The 21,389-nt window shown below is 73.0% G+C and carries 18 protein-coding genes; 12 read left to right on the forward strand and 6 right to left on the reverse strand.

The annotated features are described in order from the left end of the window. Nucleotides 1-45: 45 nt before the first annotated feature. A complete protein-coding gene (locus tag ACI1MP_RS01335) occupies nucleotides 46-396 on the reverse strand; it encodes a 5-carboxymethyl-2-hydroxymuconate Delta-isomerase (RefSeq protein ID WP_404867435.1) in 351 nt (116 codons plus the stop codon). Between the two features lie 110 nt (nucleotides 397-506). Between ACI1MP_RS01335 and ACI1MP_RS01340 the strand changes: the two genes are divergently transcribed. The 3 genes from ACI1MP_RS01340 to ACI1MP_RS01350 all read left to right on the forward strand — a co-directional run bounded on the left by ACI1MP_RS01340 (nucleotide 507) and on the right by ACI1MP_RS01350 (nucleotide 5,498). Continuing rightward, nucleotides 507-1,586 (forward strand): hypothetical protein, encoded by a 1,080-nt coding sequence (locus ACI1MP_RS01340; protein ID WP_404867436.1) that lies wholly within the window; start codon nucleotides 507-509, stop codon nucleotides 1,584-1,586. A 393-nt stretch (nucleotides 1,587-1,979) separates the two neighbouring features. Beyond that, nucleotides 1,980-2,828: an ABC transporter ATP-binding protein gene (locus ACI1MP_RS01345; protein WP_404870749.1), complete on the forward strand. Its 849-nt coding sequence runs from the start codon at nucleotides 1,980-1,982 to the stop codon at nucleotides 2,826-2,828. A gap of 93 nt (nucleotides 2,829-2,921) precedes the next feature. Next, the gene (locus ACI1MP_RS01350; RefSeq protein WP_404867437.1) at nucleotides 2,922-5,498 is read left to right on the forward strand and encodes an FtsX-like permease family protein; all 2,577 of its coding nucleotides are present in this window, start codon (nucleotides 2,922-2,924) and stop codon (nucleotides 5,496-5,498) included. 163 nt (nucleotides 5,499-5,661) lie between these two features. Here the strand turns inward: ACI1MP_RS01350 and ACI1MP_RS01355 are convergent, their stop codons facing one another. Together ACI1MP_RS01355 and ACI1MP_RS01360 are read right to left on the reverse strand one after the other, a co-directional pair. Further along, nucleotides 5,662-7,062 (reverse strand): oxygenase MpaB family protein, encoded by a 1,401-nt coding sequence (locus ACI1MP_RS01355; protein WP_404867438.1) that lies wholly within the window; start codon nucleotides 7,060-7,062, stop codon nucleotides 5,662-5,664. 246 nt (nucleotides 7,063-7,308) lie between these two features. Beyond that, nucleotides 7,309-8,169 (reverse strand): DUF4253 domain-containing protein, encoded by an 861-nt coding sequence (locus ACI1MP_RS01360; RefSeq protein ID WP_404867439.1) that lies wholly within the window; start codon nucleotides 8,167-8,169, stop codon nucleotides 7,309-7,311. 182 nt (nucleotides 8,170-8,351) lie between these two features. Between ACI1MP_RS01360 and ACI1MP_RS01365 the strand changes: the two genes are divergently transcribed. Further along, nucleotides 8,352-9,101: a transposase family protein gene (locus ACI1MP_RS01365; protein ID WP_404867440.1), complete on the forward strand. Its 750-nt coding sequence runs from the start codon at nucleotides 8,352-8,354 to the stop codon at nucleotides 9,099-9,101. Between the two features lie 149 nt (nucleotides 9,102-9,250). Next, on the forward strand, nucleotides 9,251-10,288 hold the full coding sequence (locus tag ACI1MP_RS01370) for an NlpC/P60 family protein (protein WP_404867441.1): 1,038 nt from the start codon (nucleotides 9,251-9,253) through the stop codon (nucleotides 10,286-10,288). 35 nt (nucleotides 10,289-10,323) lie between these two features. On the opposite strand, the gene ACI1MP_RS01375 is transcribed toward ACI1MP_RS01370, so the two are convergent. After that, on the reverse strand, nucleotides 10,324-11,271 hold the full coding sequence (locus tag ACI1MP_RS01375; RefSeq protein WP_404867442.1) for an EamA family transporter: 948 nt from the start codon (nucleotides 11,269-11,271) through the stop codon (nucleotides 10,324-10,326). A 91-nt stretch (nucleotides 11,272-11,362) separates the two neighbouring features. On the opposite strand from ACI1MP_RS01375, the gene ACI1MP_RS01380 reads away from it, so the two are divergent. The 3 genes from ACI1MP_RS01380 to ACI1MP_RS01390 all read left to right on the forward strand — a co-directional run bounded on the left by ACI1MP_RS01380 (nucleotide 11,363) and on the right by ACI1MP_RS01390 (nucleotide 14,988). Next, the gene (locus ACI1MP_RS01380; RefSeq protein ID WP_404867443.1) at nucleotides 11,363-12,250 is read left to right on the forward strand and encodes a LysR family transcriptional regulator; all 888 of its coding nucleotides are present in this window, start codon (nucleotides 11,363-11,365) and stop codon (nucleotides 12,248-12,250) included. A 267-nt stretch (nucleotides 12,251-12,517) separates the two neighbouring features. Beyond that, on the forward strand, nucleotides 12,518-13,837 hold the full coding sequence (locus ACI1MP_RS01385; protein ID WP_404867444.1) for a bifunctional o-acetylhomoserine/o-acetylserine sulfhydrylase: 1,320 nt from the start codon (nucleotides 12,518-12,520) through the stop codon (nucleotides 13,835-13,837). 8 nt (nucleotides 13,838-13,845) lie between these two features. Beyond that, on the forward strand, nucleotides 13,846-14,988 hold the full coding sequence (locus tag ACI1MP_RS01390; RefSeq protein ID WP_404867445.1) for a homoserine O-acetyltransferase: 1,143 nt from the start codon (nucleotides 13,846-13,848) through the stop codon (nucleotides 14,986-14,988). Nucleotides 14,989-15,088: 100 nt separating this feature from the next. Here ACI1MP_RS01390 and ACI1MP_RS01395 read toward each other — a convergent pair whose 3' ends face one another. Beyond that, nucleotides 15,089-15,511: a DUF350 domain-containing protein gene (locus tag ACI1MP_RS01395; protein ID WP_100584238.1), complete on the reverse strand. Its 423-nt coding sequence runs from the start codon at nucleotides 15,509-15,511 to the stop codon at nucleotides 15,089-15,091. A 145-nt stretch (nucleotides 15,512-15,656) separates the two neighbouring features. Between ACI1MP_RS01395 and ACI1MP_RS01400 the strand changes: the two genes are divergently transcribed. The 3 genes from ACI1MP_RS01400 to ACI1MP_RS01410 all read left to right on the forward strand — a co-directional run bounded on the left by ACI1MP_RS01400 (nucleotide 15,657) and on the right by ACI1MP_RS01410 (nucleotide 17,531). Beyond that, complete coding sequence (locus ACI1MP_RS01400) at nucleotides 15,657-15,995, forward strand: hypothetical protein (protein ID WP_380330918.1); 339 nt, start codon at nucleotides 15,657-15,659, stop codon at nucleotides 15,993-15,995. A gap of 6 nt (nucleotides 15,996-16,001) precedes the next feature. After that, nucleotides 16,002-17,231, forward strand: a complete 1,230-nt coding sequence (locus ACI1MP_RS01405; protein WP_380330921.1) for a glutathionylspermidine synthase family protein — start codon at nucleotides 16,002-16,004, stop codon at nucleotides 17,229-17,231. Nucleotides 17,232-17,369: 138 nt separating this feature from the next. Then, on the forward strand, nucleotides 17,370-17,531 hold the full coding sequence (locus tag ACI1MP_RS01410) for a hypothetical protein (RefSeq protein ID WP_157815345.1): 162 nt from the start codon (nucleotides 17,370-17,372) through the stop codon (nucleotides 17,529-17,531). Between the two features lie 81 nt (nucleotides 17,532-17,612). Here ACI1MP_RS01410 and ACI1MP_RS01415 read toward each other — a convergent pair whose 3' ends face one another. After that, the gene (locus tag ACI1MP_RS01415) at nucleotides 17,613-20,489 is read right to left on the reverse strand and encodes an AAA family ATPase (protein WP_404867446.1); all 2,877 of its coding nucleotides are present in this window, start codon (nucleotides 20,487-20,489) and stop codon (nucleotides 17,613-17,615) included. Nucleotides 20,490-20,869: 380 nt separating this feature from the next. On the opposite strand from ACI1MP_RS01415, the gene ACI1MP_RS01420 reads away from it, so the two are divergent. Then, nucleotides 20,870-21,364: a DUF5709 domain-containing protein gene (locus ACI1MP_RS01420; protein ID WP_404867447.1), complete on the forward strand. Its 495-nt coding sequence runs from the start codon at nucleotides 20,870-20,872 to the stop codon at nucleotides 21,362-21,364. The last annotated feature ends 25 nt before the right edge of the window (nucleotides 21,365-21,389 follow it).

Below are 21,389 nucleotides of genomic sequence, written 5' to 3' on the forward strand. Positions count from 1 at the left end.
TCACTCCGTCCTGGCCCCGGGCAGGCACTCTTCCCCCTGACCGGCTCAGTGCCCGGCGTGGTGGACGAACACGTAGGTCTCCCGCTCCAACTCGCTCACCTGGACGCAGAACGCGGCCGGCACCCGAATGTGCGAGCGCAGCAGATCGGTGACTCGCACGGACAGCTCGCTGCGGGCCTCGACGCTCCGCCCGGCCAGAATCTTGATCTCGACGAGTACGACCGCCTCGCCCGACGAACCGTCACCGACCAGGTGAGTGGCGGCCGGTCGCACCAGCGTCTTGCAGTCGGCCGTGGCGGTGTCGATCACCTCGGGGATCAGCTGGTGGACCTCCTTGGCGAACGCCGTCGCGTCGAAGTCGAGGCCGGGCGAGTGGTCGATCAGGATCTGCGGCATGGCGGGCGTCCTCCTGGACGTGCGGCAGCCCGGGACCCTCCCGGGGACGGCGGCGTCCGTGATCGAAAACATAGCCCCGCAATGTCCTCGGCGGCAGGCATACTGGCGCAATGTCCGACCATCGCCCGCCCGATGCCATCGAGCCGCCGGACCCGTTTGAAGGTCTGGTCCTGGACGAGGAGTTCGTCCGCTCCGCCACCGTGAGCGAGCCGTCCGCGCGGGCCCGAATGCTGGCCGAGCGCTGGCGTCACGAGCCACCGGTCGACCCGGGCGGCCGCCGCTGGTCGCCTGGCACGGCCGCCCCGGCCCGCGGCGGACGGGCCCGTCGCCGGTTCCACCTCCCGTTCCGCAGCCGATCCCCGCGCCCCGACCGGGACCAACGCCCCTACCCCACCGGCCGCTTCGGACGGCTGCGCCGGTTCGGCTCGCTCAGCCGGGGCGAGCAGTGGACGGTGGCGCTCGGGCTGCTGATCGTCCTGCTGGTGGTCGGCGGGGTGCTGTTCGAACCGCAACGCGCTCACACCCCGCAACTGGCCCGCGCGGGCCGCGGCCCCGGCAGCCCCGCTCCGTCCACAGACCGAGCGCTGCCCGGCGGCGGCGTGTTCACCGGCAGCCGGTGCGGAACGCGCGGCTACCACCGTTTCCCGACCGCGCCCGCCGAGCTCACCGTCGACGGATCGTCAGGACCGGCCCTGCTGCTGTCCGCCTACGGCTATCAGCGTCTCGGCGCCGACCGGCCCGGCGAGTTCGTCCTCGACCTTCGGCTCAACTCCGGCTCCGCGACACCGCTGGCGCTGTCCGCACCGCTCGGCTCGGACGGTGTGGCGGTGGAGATCGAGGGACCGGACGGCCTGGTGGCCGCCGCGTACGGACTGCCCGCGACCGTCGAGGGCGCACCGCACACCCCCGACGGCCAGGGGTGGCTGGTCTCCGCCCACGGCGCGACCGCGCACGCCGTACTGCCGGTGGCGGCACTCTGCCCCGGCGTGGACCCGCAGGCCCTCGCGTCCGGCCTGATGCTGCGCACCGACGGCCGCAACACCGTCACCGGCCCGGCGCCGTACACCCTCACGGTGTCGGTGTCCGACCCGAAGGTGGCCGAACTCCGGCGCGCCACCGGCGTGCAGCCCCAGGGCGAGGTGCTGGCGGTCACCAACCAGATCCCGGTGCACGCGAGCAAACCGGTCTGATCCTGCGACACGCTTCCCGGATCCTGATCCTGCCTCAGGCTCCGGGAGCCGTCCGGGGGTTGGCTGCCGGATGAAGGTGGGGATATCCCCACCTTGAACCCTCTGGCCCCCTTCATGGCGGTTGACCTGCGGTTTTCCTAGCGTTGGCGATGCCCCGGGAGAGAGGACCACCGGGGCGTCACCTCCGAGGAAGGCTTCACCATGTCGCCCCGCCTGCGCCGCTCCCAGCCCGGCCGGCCCGCCCAGTCCGCCGCCTCCGACGCTGCCGCCGCACCCGGGTCGCCCTGGCCGAACTCCACCGCACCCACCTCCGGGCCACCCACCTCCGGGCCACCCCCGTCCGGGGTGCCCGCGCCTGCGCCCGCGCCCCGGCTGTCCGGAGCCCACCTGCCCATGGACGGGCGGCGGCCCACCGCTGGAGTGCCCACCACCGGAGTACCCAGCACCGGAGTACCCACCGCCGGAGTGCCCGCGGTCGAGCTGCGCGGGGTACGGCGGAGCTACGGTCGCGGTGCAGGTGTGGTGCACGCCCTCGGCGGGATCGACCTGGCGCTCGCCGCGGGCAGCTTCACGGCCGTGATGGGGCCGTCCGGCTCCGGCAAGAGCACGTTCCTGCAGTGCGCCGCCGGACTCGACCGGCCCGACGCGGGGCAGGTGCTGCTGGCCGGGCAGCCGATCAGCTCGCTCGGGGAGGAGTCGCTGACCAAGCTGCGGCGCAGCCGGATCGGCTTCGTCTTCCAGGCGTTCAACCTGCTGCCTTCGCTGACGGTCCTTCAGAACGTGCTGCTTCCGCAGCGCCTGGCCGGCGGTCGGCCGGACAAGGCCCGCGCGCACGAGCTGCTCGCCCGGGTCGGCCTGGGCGAACACGCCTCGCGTCGCCCCGGCCAGCTCTCCGGCGGTCAGCAGCAGCGGGTCGCGCTGGCCCGGGCTCTGATCACCCGGCCCGACGTGGTCTTCGCCGACGAGCCCACCGGTGCGCTCGACACCCGCAGCGCGCACGAAGTCCTCGGCCTGCTGCGCAACGCGGTGGACGGCCTGGGCGCGACGGTGGTGATGGTCACCCACGATCCGGTGGCCGCGTCCTTCGCCGACCGCGCGGTCTTCCTGGCCGGCGGCCTCCTGGCGGGCGAACTCCACCACCCCGAACCGCGCACCGTCTCCGATCGCATGCTCACCCTCGCCGCCCGGCCCGGCGGTGCTCCTGCCCAGGACGCCGCCTCGCCCTCGCACCCGCGGAGTTGACCGCATGACCGTCGATCCGACCCGCGCCGCCGCACCCTTCCGGCCGGCCGCTGCCGTCCTTCCCGCCCGTTCCTGTTTCCCGGAGTCGACCGCATGACCAACGGACTGGCCCGCGCCGCCGTGCGCTTCCGGCCCGCGTCGTTCGCGGGCACCTTCCTGGCGCTGCTGTTCGCCTCGGCCGTCGTGACGGCGTGCGGCGTGCTGTTGCAGACCGGGCTCACCGCGACCGTCAGGCCCGACCGGTACGCGGATGCGCCGATCGTGGTCGCCGCCGACCAGCAGGTGAAGATGACGGTCGTTCACGGCAAGCGGCCCGACACCATCACTCAGACGCTCCCCGAACGGGCCCGGCTGGACGCCTCGTTGACGGCCGCCGTGGCCGCCGTACCGGGTGTCGAGCAGGCCCGGCCGGACTCGGCGTTCCCGGTGTCCGTCGGGCGATCCGGCCTGCCCGGGCTCACCGGGCTGACCGGACGTGGCTGGGCCGCACTGGGCATCGCCCCGGGCGAGCGGCTCACCGAGGGGCGCGCCCCGGCCGACGGCGAGCTGGTACTGGACGCCGCCAGCGCCCGCGCCGCCCACCTCGCCCCCGGCTCGGACCTCACCGTCGACACTCCCGTCGGCACCGCCTCCTACCGGGTCTCCGGCCTCGCCGAGGCGCAGCCCGGCCGCGCCACCGCCTGGTTCTCGGACGGCACCGCCGACCGCATCTCCGGCCACCCGGGCCGGATCGACGCGCTGGCCGTCCGCCCCGCGCCGGGCACCTCTCCGGCCGCGTTGGCCGACGCCCTCCGCCGCGCGCTGGACGGAAAAGCCCAGCCCGAACAGATGCAGACCGAACAGGTGCAGGCCGAACAGGTGCAGGTAACGACCGGTCAGCAGCGCGGCACGGTGGAGCAGCCGGCACTGCTCGAGGCGAAGGACGTCCTGACCGGGATCGGCGGGTCCTTCGGCGGGACGGCCGCCACGGTCGCCGTGTTCGTGCTGGCCGGCACCATCGCACTGGCCACCGGCCAGCGGGCCCGCGAGTTCGCGCTGCTGCGAACCATCGGGGCGACGCCCCGTCAGATCCGTCGCTCGATCGCCGCGGAGGCGGTGCTGATCGCCCCGGTCGCCGCCGCGATCGGCGTGCTGCCCGGGCTGGCACTGGCCCGCTGGTGGTTCGGCGAACTGGTCACCCGCGGTGCGGTGCCCGCCGGGGTGTCGCTCGACACCGGCCCGCTGCCGCTGCTCGTCTCGGTCGCCGCCTGCACGGCAACGGCATTGGCGGCCGGTCTGATCGCGGCCCGGCACAGCTCCCGGTTGCGGCCGACCCAGGCACTCGGCGAGGCCGAGACCGGGCCCGGTACGCCGGGCGCGGTGCGGGCGGTGATCGGTGCGCTGTTCACCGCTGGCGCGGTCGCGCTGGCGGTGGCCGCGGCCAACGTGGCGGGTGCCACGGCCGCGAACCTGGCCCTGGGCGTGGTGCTGTGCTTCCTGGTCGCGGTCGGACTGCTCGGCCCGTGGCTGGTGCGCGGTGCGGTCGGTCTGGTGGGTGTGCTGCTGCGCGCCGCCGGAGCCTCGGCCTCGCTGGCCGCCGACAACGCCCGTTCCTCCTCGCGTCGGCTGGCTTCGGCGGCCGTCCCGATCGTGATGGTGACGGCCTTCTGCGGGACGCTGCTGTTCCTGCAGTCCAGCCTCGATCACGCCGCCTCCGTGCAGGTCCGCGAGGGACTGAAGGCGGACCGGGTGGTCACCGCCGAAGCCGCCACCGGACTGCCCGCCGACATCGTGGGGCGCGCCACCGGGCTGCCGGGGGTGGAGGCCGCGATCGGTCTGCTGCCCACCGGTCTGGTGTACTCGTCGTCCGGCGCGCTCAGCGCGGCCAGCGCCCAGGCGGTGGACGGCGATCCGGCCGCACTGGCGAAGGTACTGGATCTGGGCGTGACATCCGGTTCGCCGGCCGACCTGGCCCGTGCCGTCGACACGATCGCGCTGGACGACCTGCTGGCCGAGAGCCTGCACGTGAAGGTCGGTCAGCGGGCCGCGCTCTGGCTCGGCGACGGCACCCGCGTCGAGCCGACGGTGGTCGCGACCTACCGCCGTGGACTCGGTTTCGGACAGGCCCTGCTGCCGAAGGCGGCGGTCGTCGCGCACGCCGATTCGCCGTACTCGACCCGCCTGCTGGTCGCCCAGGCCCCAGGCACGAGCGGCACCGCTGTCGCGAAGGCCCTGCCCGGGCTCGCCCCGGCGGGCCTGTCGGTGACAGGCCGTCAGGACTACGCGGCACAGGCCGATCAGGATCGCGAGCTGAACGGCTGGGCGAACAGGGTGATGGCGGGCGTGCTGGCCGGGTTCGCGGCGCTGACCGCCGCCAACACCCTGGTGATGACGGTGCTGGACCGCCGCCGCGAGATCGCCCTGCTGCGGCTGGCCGGCTCCACTCGCCGTCAGGTCCGTTCGATGCTGCGCTGGGAGGCGCTGCTGATCGCTGCGATCGGCCTGGTGACGGGTGCCGCGATCGCCTGGACGACGCTCACTCCGATCACCCGCGCGCTCACTTCCGCCACCCCACACGTCCCGCTCACCTCCGCCCTCCTGCTGGGCGGCGCGGCCACCCTGCTCTGCCTGGCCGCAACCGCCCTCCCCGGACGCGCCCTGCTGCGCACCCGTCCCACCACTGCACTCTGACCACCACACCCACACGTTCCCCGTGGCTGGCCCTCCTCGGGGGCGGCCCGTGCCGCTTCTCCTGATGCCCATGCTCAGCCTCCTGTGACCGACCTCCTGCCCTTCACTCTCTGTGGGCCGCCCCGGACGTCCGCGCGCCGAACGTCCGGGCGCCGGGCGGCGGTCATGGTCGACCGAGGAGTTGGGTGCCGGCCACGCCGACGGTGCGGGCGGTGAAGAACTCGGTGAAGCCCCGGACGAACTCCTCCTCGGTGATCTGCCCGTCCCCGTCGGTGTCCAGTTGGCGGAACCCGTGGGTGAGTTCCGCCGGGTGGACGCGGGAGCCTCCGAACAGGGTGCGGTACTCGTCGGCGCACAGCTGGCCGCTGTGGTCGACGTCGGCGGCGTGGAACATGGCGCGGACCGCGATGTGCAGGCCCTGCTCCAGGTAGTCGGGATCGCGGTCGATCCCGGCCAGCATCGCCGTGACGAACTCCTCGCAGGAGATCTCCCCGTCGCCATTGGCGTCCATGGTGGACAGCAGGTGCCGCCACCAGGTGTCGAAGGCGCTGTAGACGGTGGCCTCGGTCTCCTCGTCGCGCTCCAGCGGCCAGCAGACGTTGTGCGCCATGGCCTGGAAGTCAGCTGCGGTGAGGCGGCCGTCGCCGGTCTGGTCCATCACTTGGTGGTAGAAGGCGGCGATCCGGGCCGACCGGTCGTCCCGCCGTGGTGTGCGCGGCGGCCTGGGTGGTTCGGCGGTGATCGGCCGGGACTGCTCGCCGCTGGGCGCGGTGCGGTAGCGGAGCCGGTCGGGCAGCCGCTCGACAATCAGGCGGGCGCCGCGGTGGACCGTCCAGGAGAGTGCGGCGGCGCTGCGACTGCGTGGCAGGCCGCACTTGGCACTGAACTCGGCGGGCAGGTCGGCCAGGGTGAGCGCGGTGAGGAAGCGGGCGACGAGTCGGCGCAGCAGGGGCCAGGCGGGTCGGAGCCGGCCGAGGCGGCGTGGGGCGGGGGCGCGGGTGAGGACGGTGTACAGCATGTCCTGGGCGGCTTCGGTGAGTTCGAGGGTCTCCCGGATAGTGTCGCTGAGGTAGCCGGGCACGTCGGCGGCGGTGGGCGGGAACAGCTCGTCGGGGAGCCGGAAGGCGGTGCAGACCTCCCTGAACTCCCGGTAGAGCTGGTTCAGTTCGGCCGGGCTCAACGGATGGCCGGAGAGGGCCCGCAGCGCCGTCATGGCCTCGTACAGGGTGACCAGCACCCAGACCCGGACGGCGGGGTCGAGGGCCGTGTAGGGGCGGCCTCTGTTGTCGACCCCGACGATCCGGCGATGGCTGCGTTCCAGGCGCGCGATCTCGCGGCTCAGCGCCTCCTGGTCGGAGAAGAACAGACGCCTGCCGCTGTCCATGGTGTGTTCGATACGCCGCCAGGGGTGGCTTCGGTAGGTGGACAGTTGGTCGACTCCGGCGCCGACGGCGGGGTGCGCGTTCTGCAGGACGAGCAGCCGCCAGGCGACCAGGGCGATGCGCCGCTCGCCGAGGGTGCGGCGCAGCATGGAGTCCGCTTCCGCTCGTGCGGTGTGCGTCATAGGTCCGTACCCCCTTTCGCTCCGGTGGCCCAACGGCCGCCGATGGCCGTTCGGCTTCGGCCGTTCCGGATGTCCCGAAGCCTAGGGGTGGCTCCTGACCAAACCTGCTGGTCAGGGCCCCAAACCACCCGGCGGGGTGAGTCGGTGGGCGATTCTCCGCCCGCACAGGTGGATCTGGTTCGACCGGAGTTGACGTTCCGTCACTTCATCTGGGGCGATCGGCCCCACCGCACGACCGCGCCCCGGTCAGTCCCACCAGAAGGACCACTGCTCGGCGTTGACCAGGCCGGGCGCGTAGTCGGCGATCGTGCCGGCGCCCTGGAAGATGTTGTCGGGGCAGAACGCGAGGTGCTCGGCGGCGATCCGGAGCGCCAGGTCGTCGTCCTCGGGCGGCGCGCCGACGCTCAACTCCAGGTCCGCGAAGCCGACCTGGACCAGCCGGGTGCCGTAGCGGCGTTCCCAGTCGAGCAGGACGGCGGAGACCTTGGCGATGTCGTCCTCGTGGTTGACGGGCCCGGTCCAGCCGCAGGCGGTCAGCGCCTCGGCGCCGGTGGCGGCGGGGACCAGGCCTATCCGCAACTGGGCGTTGCTGGCGAGCAGTTCGCGGGCCAGCGCGCGGGCGGCCCGATCGGGGTCGCTGGGCTGTTCGGCAGCGGGTGCCGTTCCGGGCCAGCCGTCGGTGAACGGGGCGATGCTCTCGGCGAGTTCGGCGCTATCCTCCGGGTCGATCTCGTCCGCGCTGTCGGGATCACCGTAGAGCGTGGTGGAGTACTCCCATCCGGTGCGCAGCAGTGCGGCGGGATCGTACAGGTCGGGTTCGCCGGCGCTGCGCGGCTGGAGTTCGCCGGTGCCCCAGGGGCGGAAGTCGGCGTCGGCGGCGGAGAGCGGGGCGAGCAGCAGCGGCCACAGTCCGCTGTCGGGATGCTCGCGGTGCAGTCTCTCCCACAGCCCGAGGGGCGCCGGTCCGTCGCTCATCCAGAGCACCGGGGCGGAGTCCGGGTCGTTGTCGTCCGGCTTCACCAGGTGTCCGGCGGGCAGCAGTGCGGCGACCGCAGACAGGTCGGCGTGGGGCCGGAGCTGGTGCAGATCATGGAGGGCGTCGGTCATGCGAACACGCTAGCGAGCCACGCCGACAGGGCTTTTCCTACTGAAAGGTAGTCAATGAGCCTTTTCAAGGCGGGCACCGATCGGGTGACGGCCGGGTGCTCGGGACGGGGGCAGAACGAACGAGGCTTCCGGGCGGTTGAGCGAGATGTCTCACGTCTCAAGCAACCAGCCAGGGAGCCTCGTTGGTCACCTATCCTGCCGCACTGGATCTGCCGCACGCGCTCGTCGAGTGGGTCACGATGCTCATCGTCACCCGCGAGGGTGACCGCCCCTGCAAGCTCCGGCCCTCGCAGCGGGCTCTGGTCGCGCTGGTCTACCTGCGCAAGCACGACACCCTCGCCCAGATCGCCGCCGGCTTCCGGATCAGCGTCGGCACCGCCCATGCCTACGTCCACCAGGTCACCGACCTGCTCGCCCGGAAGGCGCCCGGCCTGACCCGGGCCCTGCGCGAGGCCGATCCGGAGTACGTCCTGGTCGACGGAACCCTCGCCGAGTGCGACCGCGTCGGCGACGGCCGGGCCGACTACTCCGGAAAGCACCGCCGCCACGGCGTCAACCACCAGGTCATCACCAGCCCGACAGGCAAACTCGTGTGGATCTCCCGCGCCCTGCCCGGCCGTACCCACGACCTCACCGCCGCCCGCACCCACCGCATCGTCAGGACCTGCGTCCGGCTACGTATCCCGGCCCTGGCCGACATGGCGTACACAGGCGCCGGCGGAACGTTCGCCGTGCCGACCAGACGCCCCGCCCGCAAGGAGCTGACCACTGGGCAGCGGTCGCTGAACCGGGCCCACGCCCGGCTCCGTCACCCCGTCGAACGCGGCGTCGCCACCGTCAAGCGCTGGCGAATCTTCCGCCACGCACGTTGCAGCCCGAACTGGCTGACGTCAGCAGCCAAGGCAGTCCTCACCCTGGAGCTTCACCGCTGAAAAGGCTCAATGTCGGTGCCGGCCGAACCGGTTCACGGACCTGCGCAAGTGGACGCGGGGGCCCTGACCTGATTACGGTCTGGCCTCAAACTCATTGTCGGATGATCACGCAAGCAGAAGCATCCGACCGGAGCAGAAAGCAGGAGCCCATGGCTTCCCATCGACGCCCGAAACAAGCGAGCCGCGCCCGCGCCTACGTCCTGACCGGTGCCGCTGCCACCGCGGTGGCGCTGACGGCGCAGGTCAGCGCGCACGCTGCGCCGGCCCAGCCGAACAAGAACGAGGTCAAGGCGCAGGTCGACAAGCTGCTGGAGGAGCAGGAGCAGGCCACCGAGAAGTACAACGGCGCCGAGGAGAAGGCCGACCAGCTGCGCAAGCAGGCCGACCAGCTGCAGGACCAGCTGGCCCGCGGCCAGGAGCAGTTGACCGAGCTGGCCTCCGGGCTGGCCGCGGTGGCCGCCGACCAGTACCGCCAGGGCGGCATCGACCCGTCCGTACGCCTGATGCTCTCGTCCGACCCGGACAGGTACCTGGACCAGGCCTCGTCCTTCGACCAGGCGGCCAGCACCCAGACCGCGACCCTGAAAGCGTTGGAGGCCCAGCAGCTCCGGCTGAACCAGCAGAAGCAGGAGGCCGCGACCGTCCTCGCCGAGCTGGACGGCCAGACCCGGGCGCTCAACGACGCCAAGGGCACGGCGCAGTCCAAGCTCCAGGAGGCGCAGCAGCTGCTGAACACGCTGTCCGCCGCCGACCGGACCGCGATCGTGCGGGGCACCGACGGGTCGGCCTCGCGCGGTGCCTCCCGAGTCGACCCGACCACCCTGCCGAAGACCACCGGCGCGGCCATGGTCGCGGTGAACGCCGCACTCGACAAGCAGGGCTCGGACTACGTCTCGGGCGCGACCGGCCCGAACACCTTCGACTGCTCGGGCCTGATGGTGTGGGCCTACGCGAAGGCCGGCGTCTCGCTGCCGCGCACCTCGCAGGAGCAGGCCACGGTCGGCGCCAACGTCGGCACGGACTGGCACAACGCCCAGCCCGGTGACCTGGTGATCTACAAGGCCGACCGGAGCCACGTCGCCATGTACATCGGCAACGGCATGGTGGTGCACTCACCCAAGGCCGGTGATGTGGTGAAGGTCATGAAGGTCGACGCCATCTCGATCAACGTGATCCGCCGGGTCTGACCGTCGGGGCCGAGGCCCCGGCGCCTGATCGCCGATCAGCTCCGAGCGGGGGCGGGGCGGCGATCGGGCAACTGTCCGGCGACGATCGAGGCCAGCGCGAGAGCGAAGCCCACCAGTTGGACCGGGCCGAGGGTCTGGTCGAGCACCATCGCACCGAGGAGGGCGGCCACCAGCGGAGAGAGCAGTCCGAGCACCGCGACGTTGGTGACCGGAAGGCTGGTGATGCCCCGGAACCACAGCGCGTAGGTGAGCAGTCCGCCGATCAGGCCGAGCCACAGGTAGCCGAGTGCGGCTCGCCCGTCGACGGCCGGCGGGGCGCCTTCGAACAGGAAGGTCAGCGGCAGCAGGAACAGGCCGCCGGAGGTGAGTTGCCATCCGGTGAGCGCGAGCGGGGAGACGCCTTCGGGGCGGCCCCAGCGCTTGGTGAGGGTGATGCCGAACGCCATGGTGGCGGCGCTGCCGAGTCCGGCCGCCACGCCGACGGCGTCCAGGGCCGCGCTCGGGCCGATCACCACCAGTCCGGTGCCGAGTACGCCGACCAGGCCCCACAGCAGCCTTCGGCCGGAGAGGCGTTGGCGCAGCACGACCACGGCCAGCACGGCGACAATCATCGGCTGGGCGGCCGCGAGGGTTCCGGCGACTCCGCCGGGCAGGCGTTCGGCGGCGGTGAACAGCAGCGGCAGGAACAGTCCGATGTTCAGCACGCCGAGGACGGCGGCCTTCCCCCACCAACTTCCGCGCGGCAGCGTCCGGGTGACGGCCAGGGCGATCAGGCCGGCGGGCAGGGCGCGCAGCAGGGCGGCGAACATCGGGTGCCCCGGGGGCAGCAGTTCGGTGGTGACCACGTAGGTGGTGCCCCACACCGCGGGGGCGATCGCGGTCAGCGCGGTGCGTGGCAGGGTCCCGCGGCCACGGCCCGAACTGCCGGACGGCGCACGGGTGGTGAGCGGGTCGACGGACGGGGTGGTGCCGGTCGCTGTCATGCCGGAAAGTCTCGCGTTCACCCGATCGATGAGTCCAACACATGTTTGTCAACGCATTGATCTCGTTCGACGATCGATACAGGATGGGCGCATGGAGCTCCAGCAGGTGCGCTACGTCGTCGCGGTCGCCGAGACGCTCAACTTCACCCGCGCCGCGGAGCGCTGCCTGGTGGTGCAGTCGGCGCTCAGCCATCAGATCTCCCGCCTCGAACAGGAGCTGGGCGCCCGGCTGTTCGAACGCACCAGCCGCCGAGTGCGACTGACCGCCGCCGGCGAGGCCTTCCTGCCGGCCGCCCGACAGTGCCTGGAGGCGGCGGAGCGGGCGGCCGCCGAGGTCGCGGCTGCGGTCGGCGAGGTGCGCGGGCGGCTCGCCGTGGGCCTGATCCCCACCGTCACGGCCGTGGACATCCCGACCGGACTGCACGCGTTCCGCGGCCGCCACCCGCAGGTGCGGATCGGTCTGCGGGTCGGCGCCAGCGACGACCTGGTCGACCAGGTCCGCCAGGGCACGCTGGACGTGGCCTTCCTCGGCCTGCCCCCGACCATGCGCCCGCAGGGGGTGACGGCCCGTGAACTGGCTCGCGGCCGCCTGGTCGCCGTCGTGGCTCCGGACCATCCGCTGGCCGCCCGCAGTCGGGTGACCTTGCACGAGCTGGCAGCCGAGCCGTTCGTCGACCTGCCGGCGGGCACGGCCGGCCGCGCTCAGACCGATCTGGCGTTCAGCGCGGCCGGCCTGGTCCGTGACGTGGCGTTCGAGGTCACCGACGCCGCGTACATGCCTCGGCTGGTGGGCCCCGGTCTGGCCGTGGCGATGCTGCCCGCCGCGTACGTCGACCGGTTGACGGGCGTCGCCGCCGTGGAGGTCACGGACGCGCCGACCCGGATCGAGACGGTGGTGTGGAGCCGCTCGGGCCTGACACCGGCCACTGCCGCCTTCCTCGACCTGCTGGGCATCCCCGCCACGGCACCGGCCGCCTGAAGTCAAAGGTCGGAAGTCATATGGCCCGACTGTCGGATGATGACCCGGCAGGTCTCCGCGATGTGTCGCCACATGTCCCCGCGTGTCCGCTCCGGCGATCCGCTGGCGCGCCGTTTCCGCGCTGTGCTTACCTGACGCCGTGACCGTCCCGGCGGCCTTCCTCCGCCGCCTCCGCTCATTTCCCACGGTCTGTCAATTCGCCTTCCGCGACGGCTTCGCCCTGCCCGCGCAGCCGGCCCGCCCTCCCCGCACGCGTACAGGAGCAGCATGTCCGAGCAGAGCCCCGTCGCCACCCCCGGCTGGTCGTTCGAGACCCGGCAGATCCATGCGGGCGCGCAGCCCGACCCCGCGACCGGGGCCCGGGCGGTGCCGATCTACCAGACCACCTCGTTCGCGTTCCGGGACACCGCACACGCCGCCGACCTGTTCGCCCTCGCCGAGCCGGGCAACATCTACACCCGGATCCACAACCCGACCACCGACGTGCTGGAACAGCGGCTGGCCTCCTTGGAAGGCGGTGTGGCCGCGGTCGCTCTGGCCTCCGGGCAGGCCGCCGAGACGCTGGCGCTGTTGACCGTGGCCGGGGCGGGCGACCACCTGGTCTCCTCGGCCTCGCTGTACGGCGGCACCTACAACCTGCTGCGGCACACCCTGCCCCGGTTCGGCATCGAGGTGAGCTTCGTCGAGGACCCCGACGACGTGGAGGCCTGGCGGGCGGCGATCCGTCCCAACACCAAGGCACTGTTCGCGGAGTCGCTGGGCAACCCACGCGGCAACGTGCTGGACGTGCGCGCCGTCGCCGATGTCGCGCACGCCGCCGGGGTGCCGCTGATCGTCGACAACACCGTGCCGACGCCGTTCCTGCTGCGGCCGATCGAGCACGGCGCCGACGTGGTCGTGCACTCGGCGACGAAGTTCCTCGGCGGACACGGCACCACCATCGGGGGCGTGGTGGTGGACGGCGGCACCTTCGACTTCGGTGCCCACCCCGATCGCTTCCCCGGGTTCAACGAGCCCGACCCGAGCTACCACGGCCTGCGCTTCTGGGACGCCCTCGGGCCGGGCGCGTTCGCGGCCAAGCTCCGGGTGCAGCTGCTGCGCGACCTCGGCCCGGCGCTCGCCCCGCACTCGGCGTTCCTGCTGCTGCAGGGCATCGAGACGCTGTCACTCCGGCTGGAGCGGCACACCGCCAACGCGCTGGAGCTGGCCCGCTGGCTCCAGGCGCGCGACGAGGTCGCGGCCGTCCACTACCCGGGACTGCCGTCCAGCCGCTGGCACACCGCCGCGCAGCACTACCTGCCGCGCGGCGCGGGCGCGGTGCTCTCCTTCGAACTGCGCGACGGCGTCGAGGCCGGGCGACGGTTCGTGGACGGGCTGGAGCTGTTCAGCCACCTCGCCAACATCGGGGACGTGCGCAGCCTGGTGATCCACCCTGCGTCCACCACGCACAGCCAGCTGAACGCCGAGCAGTTGGCGGCCACCGGCACCGCGCCCGGCCTGGTGCGCCTGTCGGTCGGACTGGAGAGCGTCGCCGATCTGAAGGCGGACCTGGAGGCGGGCTTCCGCTCGGCGAAGGGCGCGTCCTGAACAGCACCTTGGGCATCGCCGTCCCGCCCGCCACCGGGGCCTGGCGGGACGGCGACCCGGCCGGCCGACGACGCTGGTTCACGCTGCCCGGGCCGCTCGATCTGGAGGCGGGCGGCACCCTGCCCGGCGGCCGACTGGCGTACGAGACCTGGGGGTCGCTCGCGCCGGACGGCTCCAACGCCGTCCTGGTGCTGCACGCGTTGACCGGCGACAGCCACCTCGCCGGGCCTGCCGGGGCCGGGCATCCCACGGCGGGCTGGTGGGACGAACTGGTCGGCCCCGGGCGCGCCTTGGACACCGACCGCTGGTTCGTGGTGGCGCCGAACGTACTGGGCGGCTGCCAGGGCTCCACGGGCCCCGCCTCCGCCGCGCCCGACGGGCGGAGCTGGGGCGGGCGCTTCCCGTTCCTGACCCAGCGCGACCAGGTCGCCGCCGAGGCGCTCCTCGCCGACGCGCTCGGCATGACGCGCTGGGCGCTGGTGGCCGGCGGATCGATGGGCGGGATGCGGGCGCTGGAATGGGCGGTGACGCACCCTCACCGGGTGGGTGCGCTGCTGGTGCTGGCCACCACGGCGGCGGCCTCCGCCGAACAGATCGCGCACGCCTCCGCCCAGTTGCACGCGATCCGTACCGATCCCGGTTGGCACGGCGGCAACTACCACCACCTGCCACCCGGCGGCGGGCCGCACCACGGCCTCGGCCTGGCCCGCCGGCTCGCCCAGATCACCTACCGCAGCGAATCCGAGCTCGCCACCCGCTTCGGCCGCACCCCGCAGGCCGGCGAACACCCGTGGCGCGGCGGACGGTTCGCCGTCGAGTCCTACCTCGACCACCACGCGTCGAAGCTCGCGCACCGCTTCGACGCGGGCAGCTACGTGGTCCTCAACGAGGCGATGAACGCTCACGACCTCGGCCGCGGCCGGGGCGGGACGGCTGCCGCCCTGCGCCGGGTGTCCGCGCCCGCGCTGGTCGCGGCCGTCGACTCGGACCGGCTCTACCCGCCCGCCCAGCAGGCCGAACTCGCCGCGCACCTGCCGCACGCCGACGCCCTGCGGGTGATCTCCTCGCGGTACGGCCACGACGGCTTCCTGCTGGAGACCGAGCAGGTGGCCCCGCTGCTCGCCGAACTCCTGCCGGGCGGCCGCCGGTGACTGCGCGTCAACGCCTCGGGGGTGGGCCGCGGCCCGTCCGGCTCAGGCGGCCGACCGTCCTGCGCAGGTGGCCGAGGGGTGCGGCTCGGACGACCGGCCGTCAGGCGATCGAGGCCGCGACGATCGCCGCGGCGGCCAGGTTGCAGCTGGCCGACACCCACACCGCGGGGTGCGGCTCGTTCGAGACCAGGATCGCGCCCAGTCGCCCCGGGGTGAGCAGGTCCAGCAGCCAGAACGCGAGTGCCATCAGCAGCAGTCCGAGGACGCCGAACGCCGCCGTGGAGACCAGGCCCTTGCCGAAGTCGTCGTAGGTGGTGCGGATCGCGGTGTACACGATGCCGCCGACGCCGAGCAGCGCCGAACTGAGCAGCAGGGCGGCGTTGCGGTTGCCCTCGGCCCAGATCAGTCGGCCGAGTTTGCCCGGGGTCAGCACGTCGATCAGCAGGTAGCCGAGCAGCAGGAGGACCAGGCCGACCAAGCCGTACACAGTGGCCGCGCCCAGGCCGTGGACTATCTCGTTCATCAGCGGGGCTCCCCCGGGATCGGGCAGCCGCACCGGGCCGCACCATGGTCAAGGATCGGCAAAAGATAACCCATGGTTCTGGGCGGCCATCAGTTTCCGACCGCAATGGACCGACCATTACATCTTCCGCGTACGATGATCCGCCATGACACCGCCTCCGCCCGCCGCTGCCGCCTCGGACCGACCAATACCCGGCGCTCGCCGCCGGTCGGGCGTCGTCACGCTGGGGATGGTCGGCACGCTCGCCCTCACCCTCTCCGGCTGCTCCTCCTCCAGTACCCCGCCCAGCCGGTGCGTCGACCCGACCACGCTGAAGGTGCTGGACAGTCACTCCTGCTCGGCCGGCGGCTCCGGTGCGGGCCGCTGGTACTACTGCGGGTACGGCACCGACACCGTCAACGGCGGCACCTTCGACAAGGCCGCCACCAAGCGCGGCGGATTCGGCTGTCCCAAGGGCAGCAGCAGCGGCTCGGGCGGCGGCTGACCTCTGATGCGCCGTCACACCATCACCCCGCGCCCCGACTGGCTGGCCACCGTCGAATCCCAGGGCCTCGTGTACGCGATGTGCTCCGACCCCTGCAACCAGGGCGGCCCGCACCCCTACTGGGACGAGAGCGCCTACTACGAGTTCTCCCTGCCCGAGATCGAAGCCCTGGAGGAGGTCGTCGAGGAGCTCCACGAACTCTCCCTCGCCGCCGCCGACCACGTGGTGCGCACCGGCCGCTTCGCCGATTTCGGCATCGCCGACCCCCGGCTCGCCGCAGTCGTCGCCGAATCATGGCGCCGCCGCGACGAACAGCCCAGCGTGTACGGCCGGTTCGACCTCGCCTACGACGGCACCGGCCCCGCCAAGCTGTTCGAGTACAACGCCGACACCCCCACCTCGCTGATCGAGGCCGCCGGGCCGCAGTGGTTCTGGCTGGAGGACCGCTTCCCCGATGCCGACCAGTGGAACTCCCTCCACGAACGCCTGATCGCTTCGTGGCAGCGCCAGAAGCACCTGCTCCCGCCCGGGCCCGTGCACTTCGCGCACTCGCGCGGCGACACCGAGGGCGAGGACTGGCTGACCACCCTCTACCTCCAGGAGTGTGCCGAACAAGCCGGCCTGCAGACCGTCGGCATCGCCATGGAGGACATCGGCTGGGACGGCCTGACCGGCCGCTTCGTCGACCTCGAACACCGCTTCATCCGCTCCGCGTTCAAGCTCTACCCGTGGGAGTGGCTCGTCGAGGACGAGTTCGCCGACCAGCTCCTCGACGTCGTCGACCTCGGCGGCGGCACCGGCTCCACCCTGTGGATCGAACCCGCGTGGAAGATGCTGCTGTCCAACAAGGCGCTGCTGGCCGTTCTGTGGGAACTCAACCCCGGCCACCCCAACCTGCTGCCCGCCTACCTCGACGGCCCGCGCGAACTCGCGGACCCCGACGGCCCCGGCTACGCCGCCAAGCCACTGCTGGGCCGCGAAGGCGCCGGCATCCGCATCGTCGAACCGGACGGCACCCAGACCCGGCTCGCCGACTGGGCCGGCGATCCCGACCGCTACGGCGCGGAAGGCCACTGCTACCAGCAGTACCACCCCCTCCCCGACTTCGACGGCAACCGCCCCGTCCTCGGCGCCTGGGTGGTCGACGGCGAATCCGCCGGCCTCGGCATTCGCGAGACCGACGACAGCCCCATCACCCACCAGGGCGCGCGCTTCCTCCCGCACGTCATCCGCTGAACCCTCCTCCCTGCCAAGCCCACCCCACGACTACGTACCCTTCGTCGTCCGGGATGGGTATCCCCTACGCATTGATCAGCCCACGGCCGCACCGCAAAGCTGGTAACCGCTCTCCCCACCCCCAGTCAGGAGATCCGGATGACCCGCCGCGAACGCTTCCGCCTCTACGCCAGCGAGCACTTCACCGCCCTCACCGAGCCCCCCGCCCCGCGCTGCCCCCGGCGCGGCACCGTCGAACGCCAGACCCGCCGCGCCACCCTCTCCTACCTCGCCCGTCTGCCCCATCAGCCTCGAACCTGAGCGTCCCTCAGCCCTGCCGCGTCCCCGATCCGCCGCCCGGAGCCGCCGACTCGCCACCCACGATCGTCGGCTCACCAGCCGTCACCTCGCGGCCAAGGCCTCGGCGACGTCCTTCCGTCCCACCCCGAGCTTCCGCAGCACACTCGCCACGTGGTGCTCGACCGTACGCGGGGACAGGAACAGCGCCTGCGCGATGTCCTGGTTGCTGGCCCCTTGTCCGACCAGCTCCGCGACCTGCCGCTCGCGTGGCGACAGCGCCTCGCCGTAGCCCCGTCGGCCCGGCGACGCCATCCGCCCGAGGCCGAGGTCGCGCCGAACGTGCTGGCAGCGCGCCGCATCGGACGCGGCCCCGAGTGTCGTGAACGTCGCTTCCGCGGCGGCCAGCCGCTCGGCCGCGGCCTGCGCATCGTGTTCGGCCAGCACCCGGGCCAGCCGCTCCTCCGCGCGGGCGGCCTCGTACGGGCGGCCGATCGCCCGCCAGGCGTCCCGCGCCCGCCGGAAGGCCTCGGCCGCGCCGCCGTCCTCCGCGCCGCCGAGGCCGTCCAGCAGGTAGCCCCGGGCCAGTTCGAGCCCCGCGTGCGCGGCCGGTGCATCGATGCCCACCAGTGCCTCCGCCGCCTCCTCCGTGAGGTGTCGGGCGGCATCGATGTCGCCGACCGCTCGCGCGGTCTCGACCGCCAGCGGCAACAGCTCCGCGCTGCGCGCCCAGGCCCCCGCCTGACGCATGATCGCCACGGCGGGCGCCACCACCACGGCAGCCTCCGCCCCACCGCGCTCGGCCAGTTCGAGCGCACCGAGACCGGCGGCTGCACGAATGGCGGCGGTGACCTGCGACTCCCGCTCGCCGTACCTGGCCGCGCTGGTGAACTCGGCCCTGGCCACCGACAGCCGCCCGCGTGCAGCAGCCAGCCGGCCCAGCAGCATGGCTCGTTCGGCGCCTGCCATCGCGACGTCCGGGAACTCCGTCCCCAGGGCGGCGAACCGCTCTTCGAGCCCCTGCCAGCGCCCGGCCAACCCGTCCAGGCGCAGCAGGGCGATCCGGCTGTAGCACTCCACGTAGGCGATCGCCGCCTGCCGGGCCAATGCTCGGCTCTCGGCGAGCAACCGACCTGCCCGCTGGTCGTGCCCGGTGTCGAGGGCGATGTCGCCGACGTTGTACAGCGCGCGGGTGGTCTGCCGGACCACCTCGGGGTTGGTGGAGTCGCGGGGCAGCCGGTCCAGTTCGGGCCACAGTTCGGGGTCACCCTCGCGGGCCTGGAAGGTCAGCAGGGTGGCCCGGTAGGCGGCGGTGACCTCCTCGTCCGGCTCGACCTCCAGCGCGGCGGCGGCATGCGCCATGCGGTCCCGGGCGGCGGCTCCGGCGCCGTCGCGTTCGTTCATCGCCAGCGCCACCAATGCCCGCGCCGCCCTGGCGGGACGCTCGGCGAGTTCGTCGGCGGCCCGCTCGATCTGCGCGAACCCCGCTCGGTCGCCGCCCTGCACCGCCATCCGCAGGCCGAGCGTCAGCCGGATCTCGCCCCGGTCGGCGATCGGCAGGCGCGGGTCGGCGACGATTCCGGCCAGCGCCGCAGTGCTGGCGGTGTCGTCGGCGGCGTTCGCGGCGATCGCCGACAGCGCCCGGGCGGCCCGCACCCGCCGCTCAGGGGCCAGCTCGGCCTCCGCGAGCAGTTCACGCAGCAGCAGACCCGCAGCCCCCGGGTCACCTTGTTCGGCCGCCTGCTCCGCCGCCGCTTCGGCCACCCGCTGCCAGGCCTCACGATCGCCGAGGGCCCGGGTGTGCTCGGCGATCCGGGCGAGCGGCCGCGGCTCGCGACCGTCCAGCACCGCGATGGCGCGCCGGTGCAGCGCCGACCGCAACGGCCCCGGAATGCGCCGGTACGCCACCCGCCGGGCAGGTTCGCCGCGGAATCCGTACCGGGCCGCAGTCGACTCGGCCAGTACTCCCGCTCGCAGCGCCTCGACCAGGCCCGCCGCCACCCGTTCGGCCGACAGCTGCGCCACCTCGCCGATCGTCTCCTCACCGGCCGGCTCGTCCAGCACCGCAACCGTCTCCGCCACTACGAGCGCGTCCGGTCCGAGCCCGGCCAGCCGTTCGACGACCGTGTCCCGCAGGCCCCGCGGCAGTTCGGCGGTGGCCAGTGCCGAAACCGGCTCCGGGTGCGGGCCGCTGGCGCGCAGAGCCGCCAGATCCTCCACGACGGCCACCGGTAGGCCACCGGACCGTTCACTCAGCACTGCCGCCAGCTCGGGGGCCACGTCGGTGCCCCACTCCTTGGCGACCAGCTCCCGCACCGCTGTCTCTCCCAAGGGCCCGAGCCGGACCACCCCACCGGCCACCCCCGGTGGGCAGCGGTAGACCGCTCCCAGCACCGGCACACCCGCCTCCGTCTCCTCCGCCCGGTAGGTCACCACCAAGGACAGACCCGGCAGCGGATCCCGTGCCAGCAGCAACAACAGGTCCCGACTCGCCCGGTCCGCCCACTGTGCGTCCTCGATCAGCAGCACCACTCCGCCCAGCACACCGAGCAGCGCCCGCACGCCCTGCACCAGTCGGTACCGTTCGTCCCCGCCCGCTACCTCCTGCGGGAGCCACGCCCCGAGATCCGGCAGCCACGGCCGAAGCGCGCCCGTGCTCGGCGGCAGCGGCGACACCTCTGCCAGCAATGGGCCGCTGCGACGCAACGCATCGAGCACGGGCCCGTACGGCACCGGTTCGGCGAGCGGGTGGCAGTACCCGGTCAGCACTCGCTCCGGTGCCAGGCCGACCTCCGTCAGCGCCTGCCGCACCAACGCGGACTTCCCGGTACCGGCCTCGCCCTCCACCAGCACCACTGAAGGCGCCGCCCGCAATGCCCCGACCAGCCGCGCGAGCTCATGCCGCCGCCCGACAAACCCTGGCACTCCGCCGACCCTCACCACTGCACACCTCCTCCGTCCATCCGGTCCGACCCCGTTCACTTCGGCGACCTCACCGACCGGCCAGCGCGCGTTTCGTCCGCGCTGCTCATCATCCCTTGCTGCATCACCGGCCCGGCCGGCTCCGCCCGCCACCTTCCGCCGCCTCGACCCGGTCCACCGGCCACCTCGGCACATCCCTCGCAGACCAACCGCTCCGTCCACCGACGCTTCCGGCCTCCAGCATCCTCACAGCCGGGCCGGTCACCGCACGACACCGTGCGTCACCGACCGCACATGTCGGCAACACCCAGCTGTCAGGCAGTCTGCGGCTGCCCTCTCGGGACACCGCCACCGCGCCGTGTTGCGAGCCCGGTAACTCCCTGGCGAGCATGAAGAGGCTGGGTGGAAGCTCACCCCGAGTGACGAGGACAGGTGCTGCCATGACCGACTGGGACGCCCAGGACCCGGAACCCGCCGAGGACGACGGCGTTCTCGAACCGGCCGACTCCCTGCTCACGGACCGGCTCGACGACGACCCGTTGGACACGGGAGTCGTGCCTGCCGACTCGTACCACGGCTCGATCGCGTACGGCACGACGCCTGGAGAGGCCGCACGCGGGGAGTCCCTGGAGCAGTTGCTGTCCGAGGAGGAGCCCGACGAAGACCCCGAGGAGGTCGACGACCGCTGGTCCGCCGGTCCGTCCCCGCGCGCCGGGCGCCTGGTCGAGGACGGAATCGACACCGCAGGCTCCGACGTGGGCCCCGACGGCGGGGCGGCCAGCGCCGAGGAGGCCGCCGTGCACCTGGTCTACCCGGATGAGGACGCCGAGGCCGAGTTCGACGACGCAGCCCCCGACGAGCCGCTGCGCGAAGCAGTCCGCTTCACCGTCCTTGACGACCTGGCCGACCGGGTGCCCGACGACGACTACCGCTGACGCTCAGCGTCCTGTGCCGGCCCTC

Origin of the sequence: Kitasatospora griseola (assembly GCF_044999035.1) — a bacterium.
Taxonomy (GTDB): domain Bacteria; phylum Actinomycetota; class Actinomycetes; order Streptomycetales; family Streptomycetaceae; genus Kitasatospora; species Kitasatospora griseola.

What these genes read in the sequence shown, in the direction of transcription:
- ACI1MP_RS01395 (WP_100584238.1), bottom strand. Translation starts at nt 15,511, where the DNA reads ATGAACGAGATAGTCCACGGCCTGGGCGCGGCCACTGTGTACGGCTTG.
- ACI1MP_RS01345 (WP_404870749.1), top strand. Translation starts at nt 1,980, where the DNA reads ATGGACGGGCGGCGGCCCACCGCTGGAGTGCCCACCACCGGAGTACCC.
- ACI1MP_RS01385 (WP_404867444.1), top strand. Translation starts at nt 12,518, where the DNA reads ATGTCCGAGCAGAGCCCCGTCGCCACCCCCGGCTGGTCGTTCGAGACC.
- ACI1MP_RS01400 (WP_380330918.1), top strand. Translation starts at nt 15,657, where the DNA reads ATGACACCGCCTCCGCCCGCCGCTGCCGCCTCGGACCGACCAATACCC.
- ACI1MP_RS01370 (WP_404867441.1), top strand. Translation starts at nt 9,251, where the DNA reads ATGGCTTCCCATCGACGCCCGAAACAAGCGAGCCGCGCCCGCGCCTAC.
- ACI1MP_RS01410 (WP_157815345.1), top strand. Translation starts at nt 17,370, where the DNA reads ATGACCCGCCGCGAACGCTTCCGCCTCTACGCCAGCGAGCACTTCACC.
- ACI1MP_RS01380 (WP_404867443.1), top strand. Translation starts at nt 11,363, where the DNA reads ATGGAGCTCCAGCAGGTGCGCTACGTCGTCGCGGTCGCCGAGACGCTC.
- ACI1MP_RS01335 (WP_404867435.1), bottom strand. Translation starts at nt 396, where the DNA reads ATGCCGCAGATCCTGATCGACCACTCGCCCGGCCTCGACTTCGACGCG.
- ACI1MP_RS01420 (WP_404867447.1), top strand. Translation starts at nt 20,870, where the DNA reads ATGACCGACTGGGACGCCCAGGACCCGGAACCCGCCGAGGACGACGGC.
- ACI1MP_RS01355 (WP_404867438.1), bottom strand. Translation starts at nt 7,062, where the DNA reads ATGACGCACACCGCACGAGCGGAAGCGGACTCCATGCTGCGCCGCACC.
- ACI1MP_RS01350 (WP_404867437.1), top strand. Translation starts at nt 2,922, where the DNA reads ATGACCAACGGACTGGCCCGCGCCGCCGTGCGCTTCCGGCCCGCGTCG.
- ACI1MP_RS01375 (WP_404867442.1), bottom strand. Translation starts at nt 11,271, where the DNA reads ATGACAGCGACCGGCACCACCCCGTCCGTCGACCCGCTCACCACCCGT.
- ACI1MP_RS01340 (WP_404867436.1), top strand. Translation starts at nt 507, where the DNA reads ATGTCCGACCATCGCCCGCCCGATGCCATCGAGCCGCCGGACCCGTTT.
- ACI1MP_RS01360 (WP_404867439.1), bottom strand. Translation starts at nt 8,169, where the DNA reads ATGACCGACGCCCTCCATGATCTGCACCAGCTCCGGCCCCACGCCGAC.
- ACI1MP_RS01405 (WP_380330921.1), top strand. Translation starts at nt 16,002, where the DNA reads ATGCGCCGTCACACCATCACCCCGCGCCCCGACTGGCTGGCCACCGTC.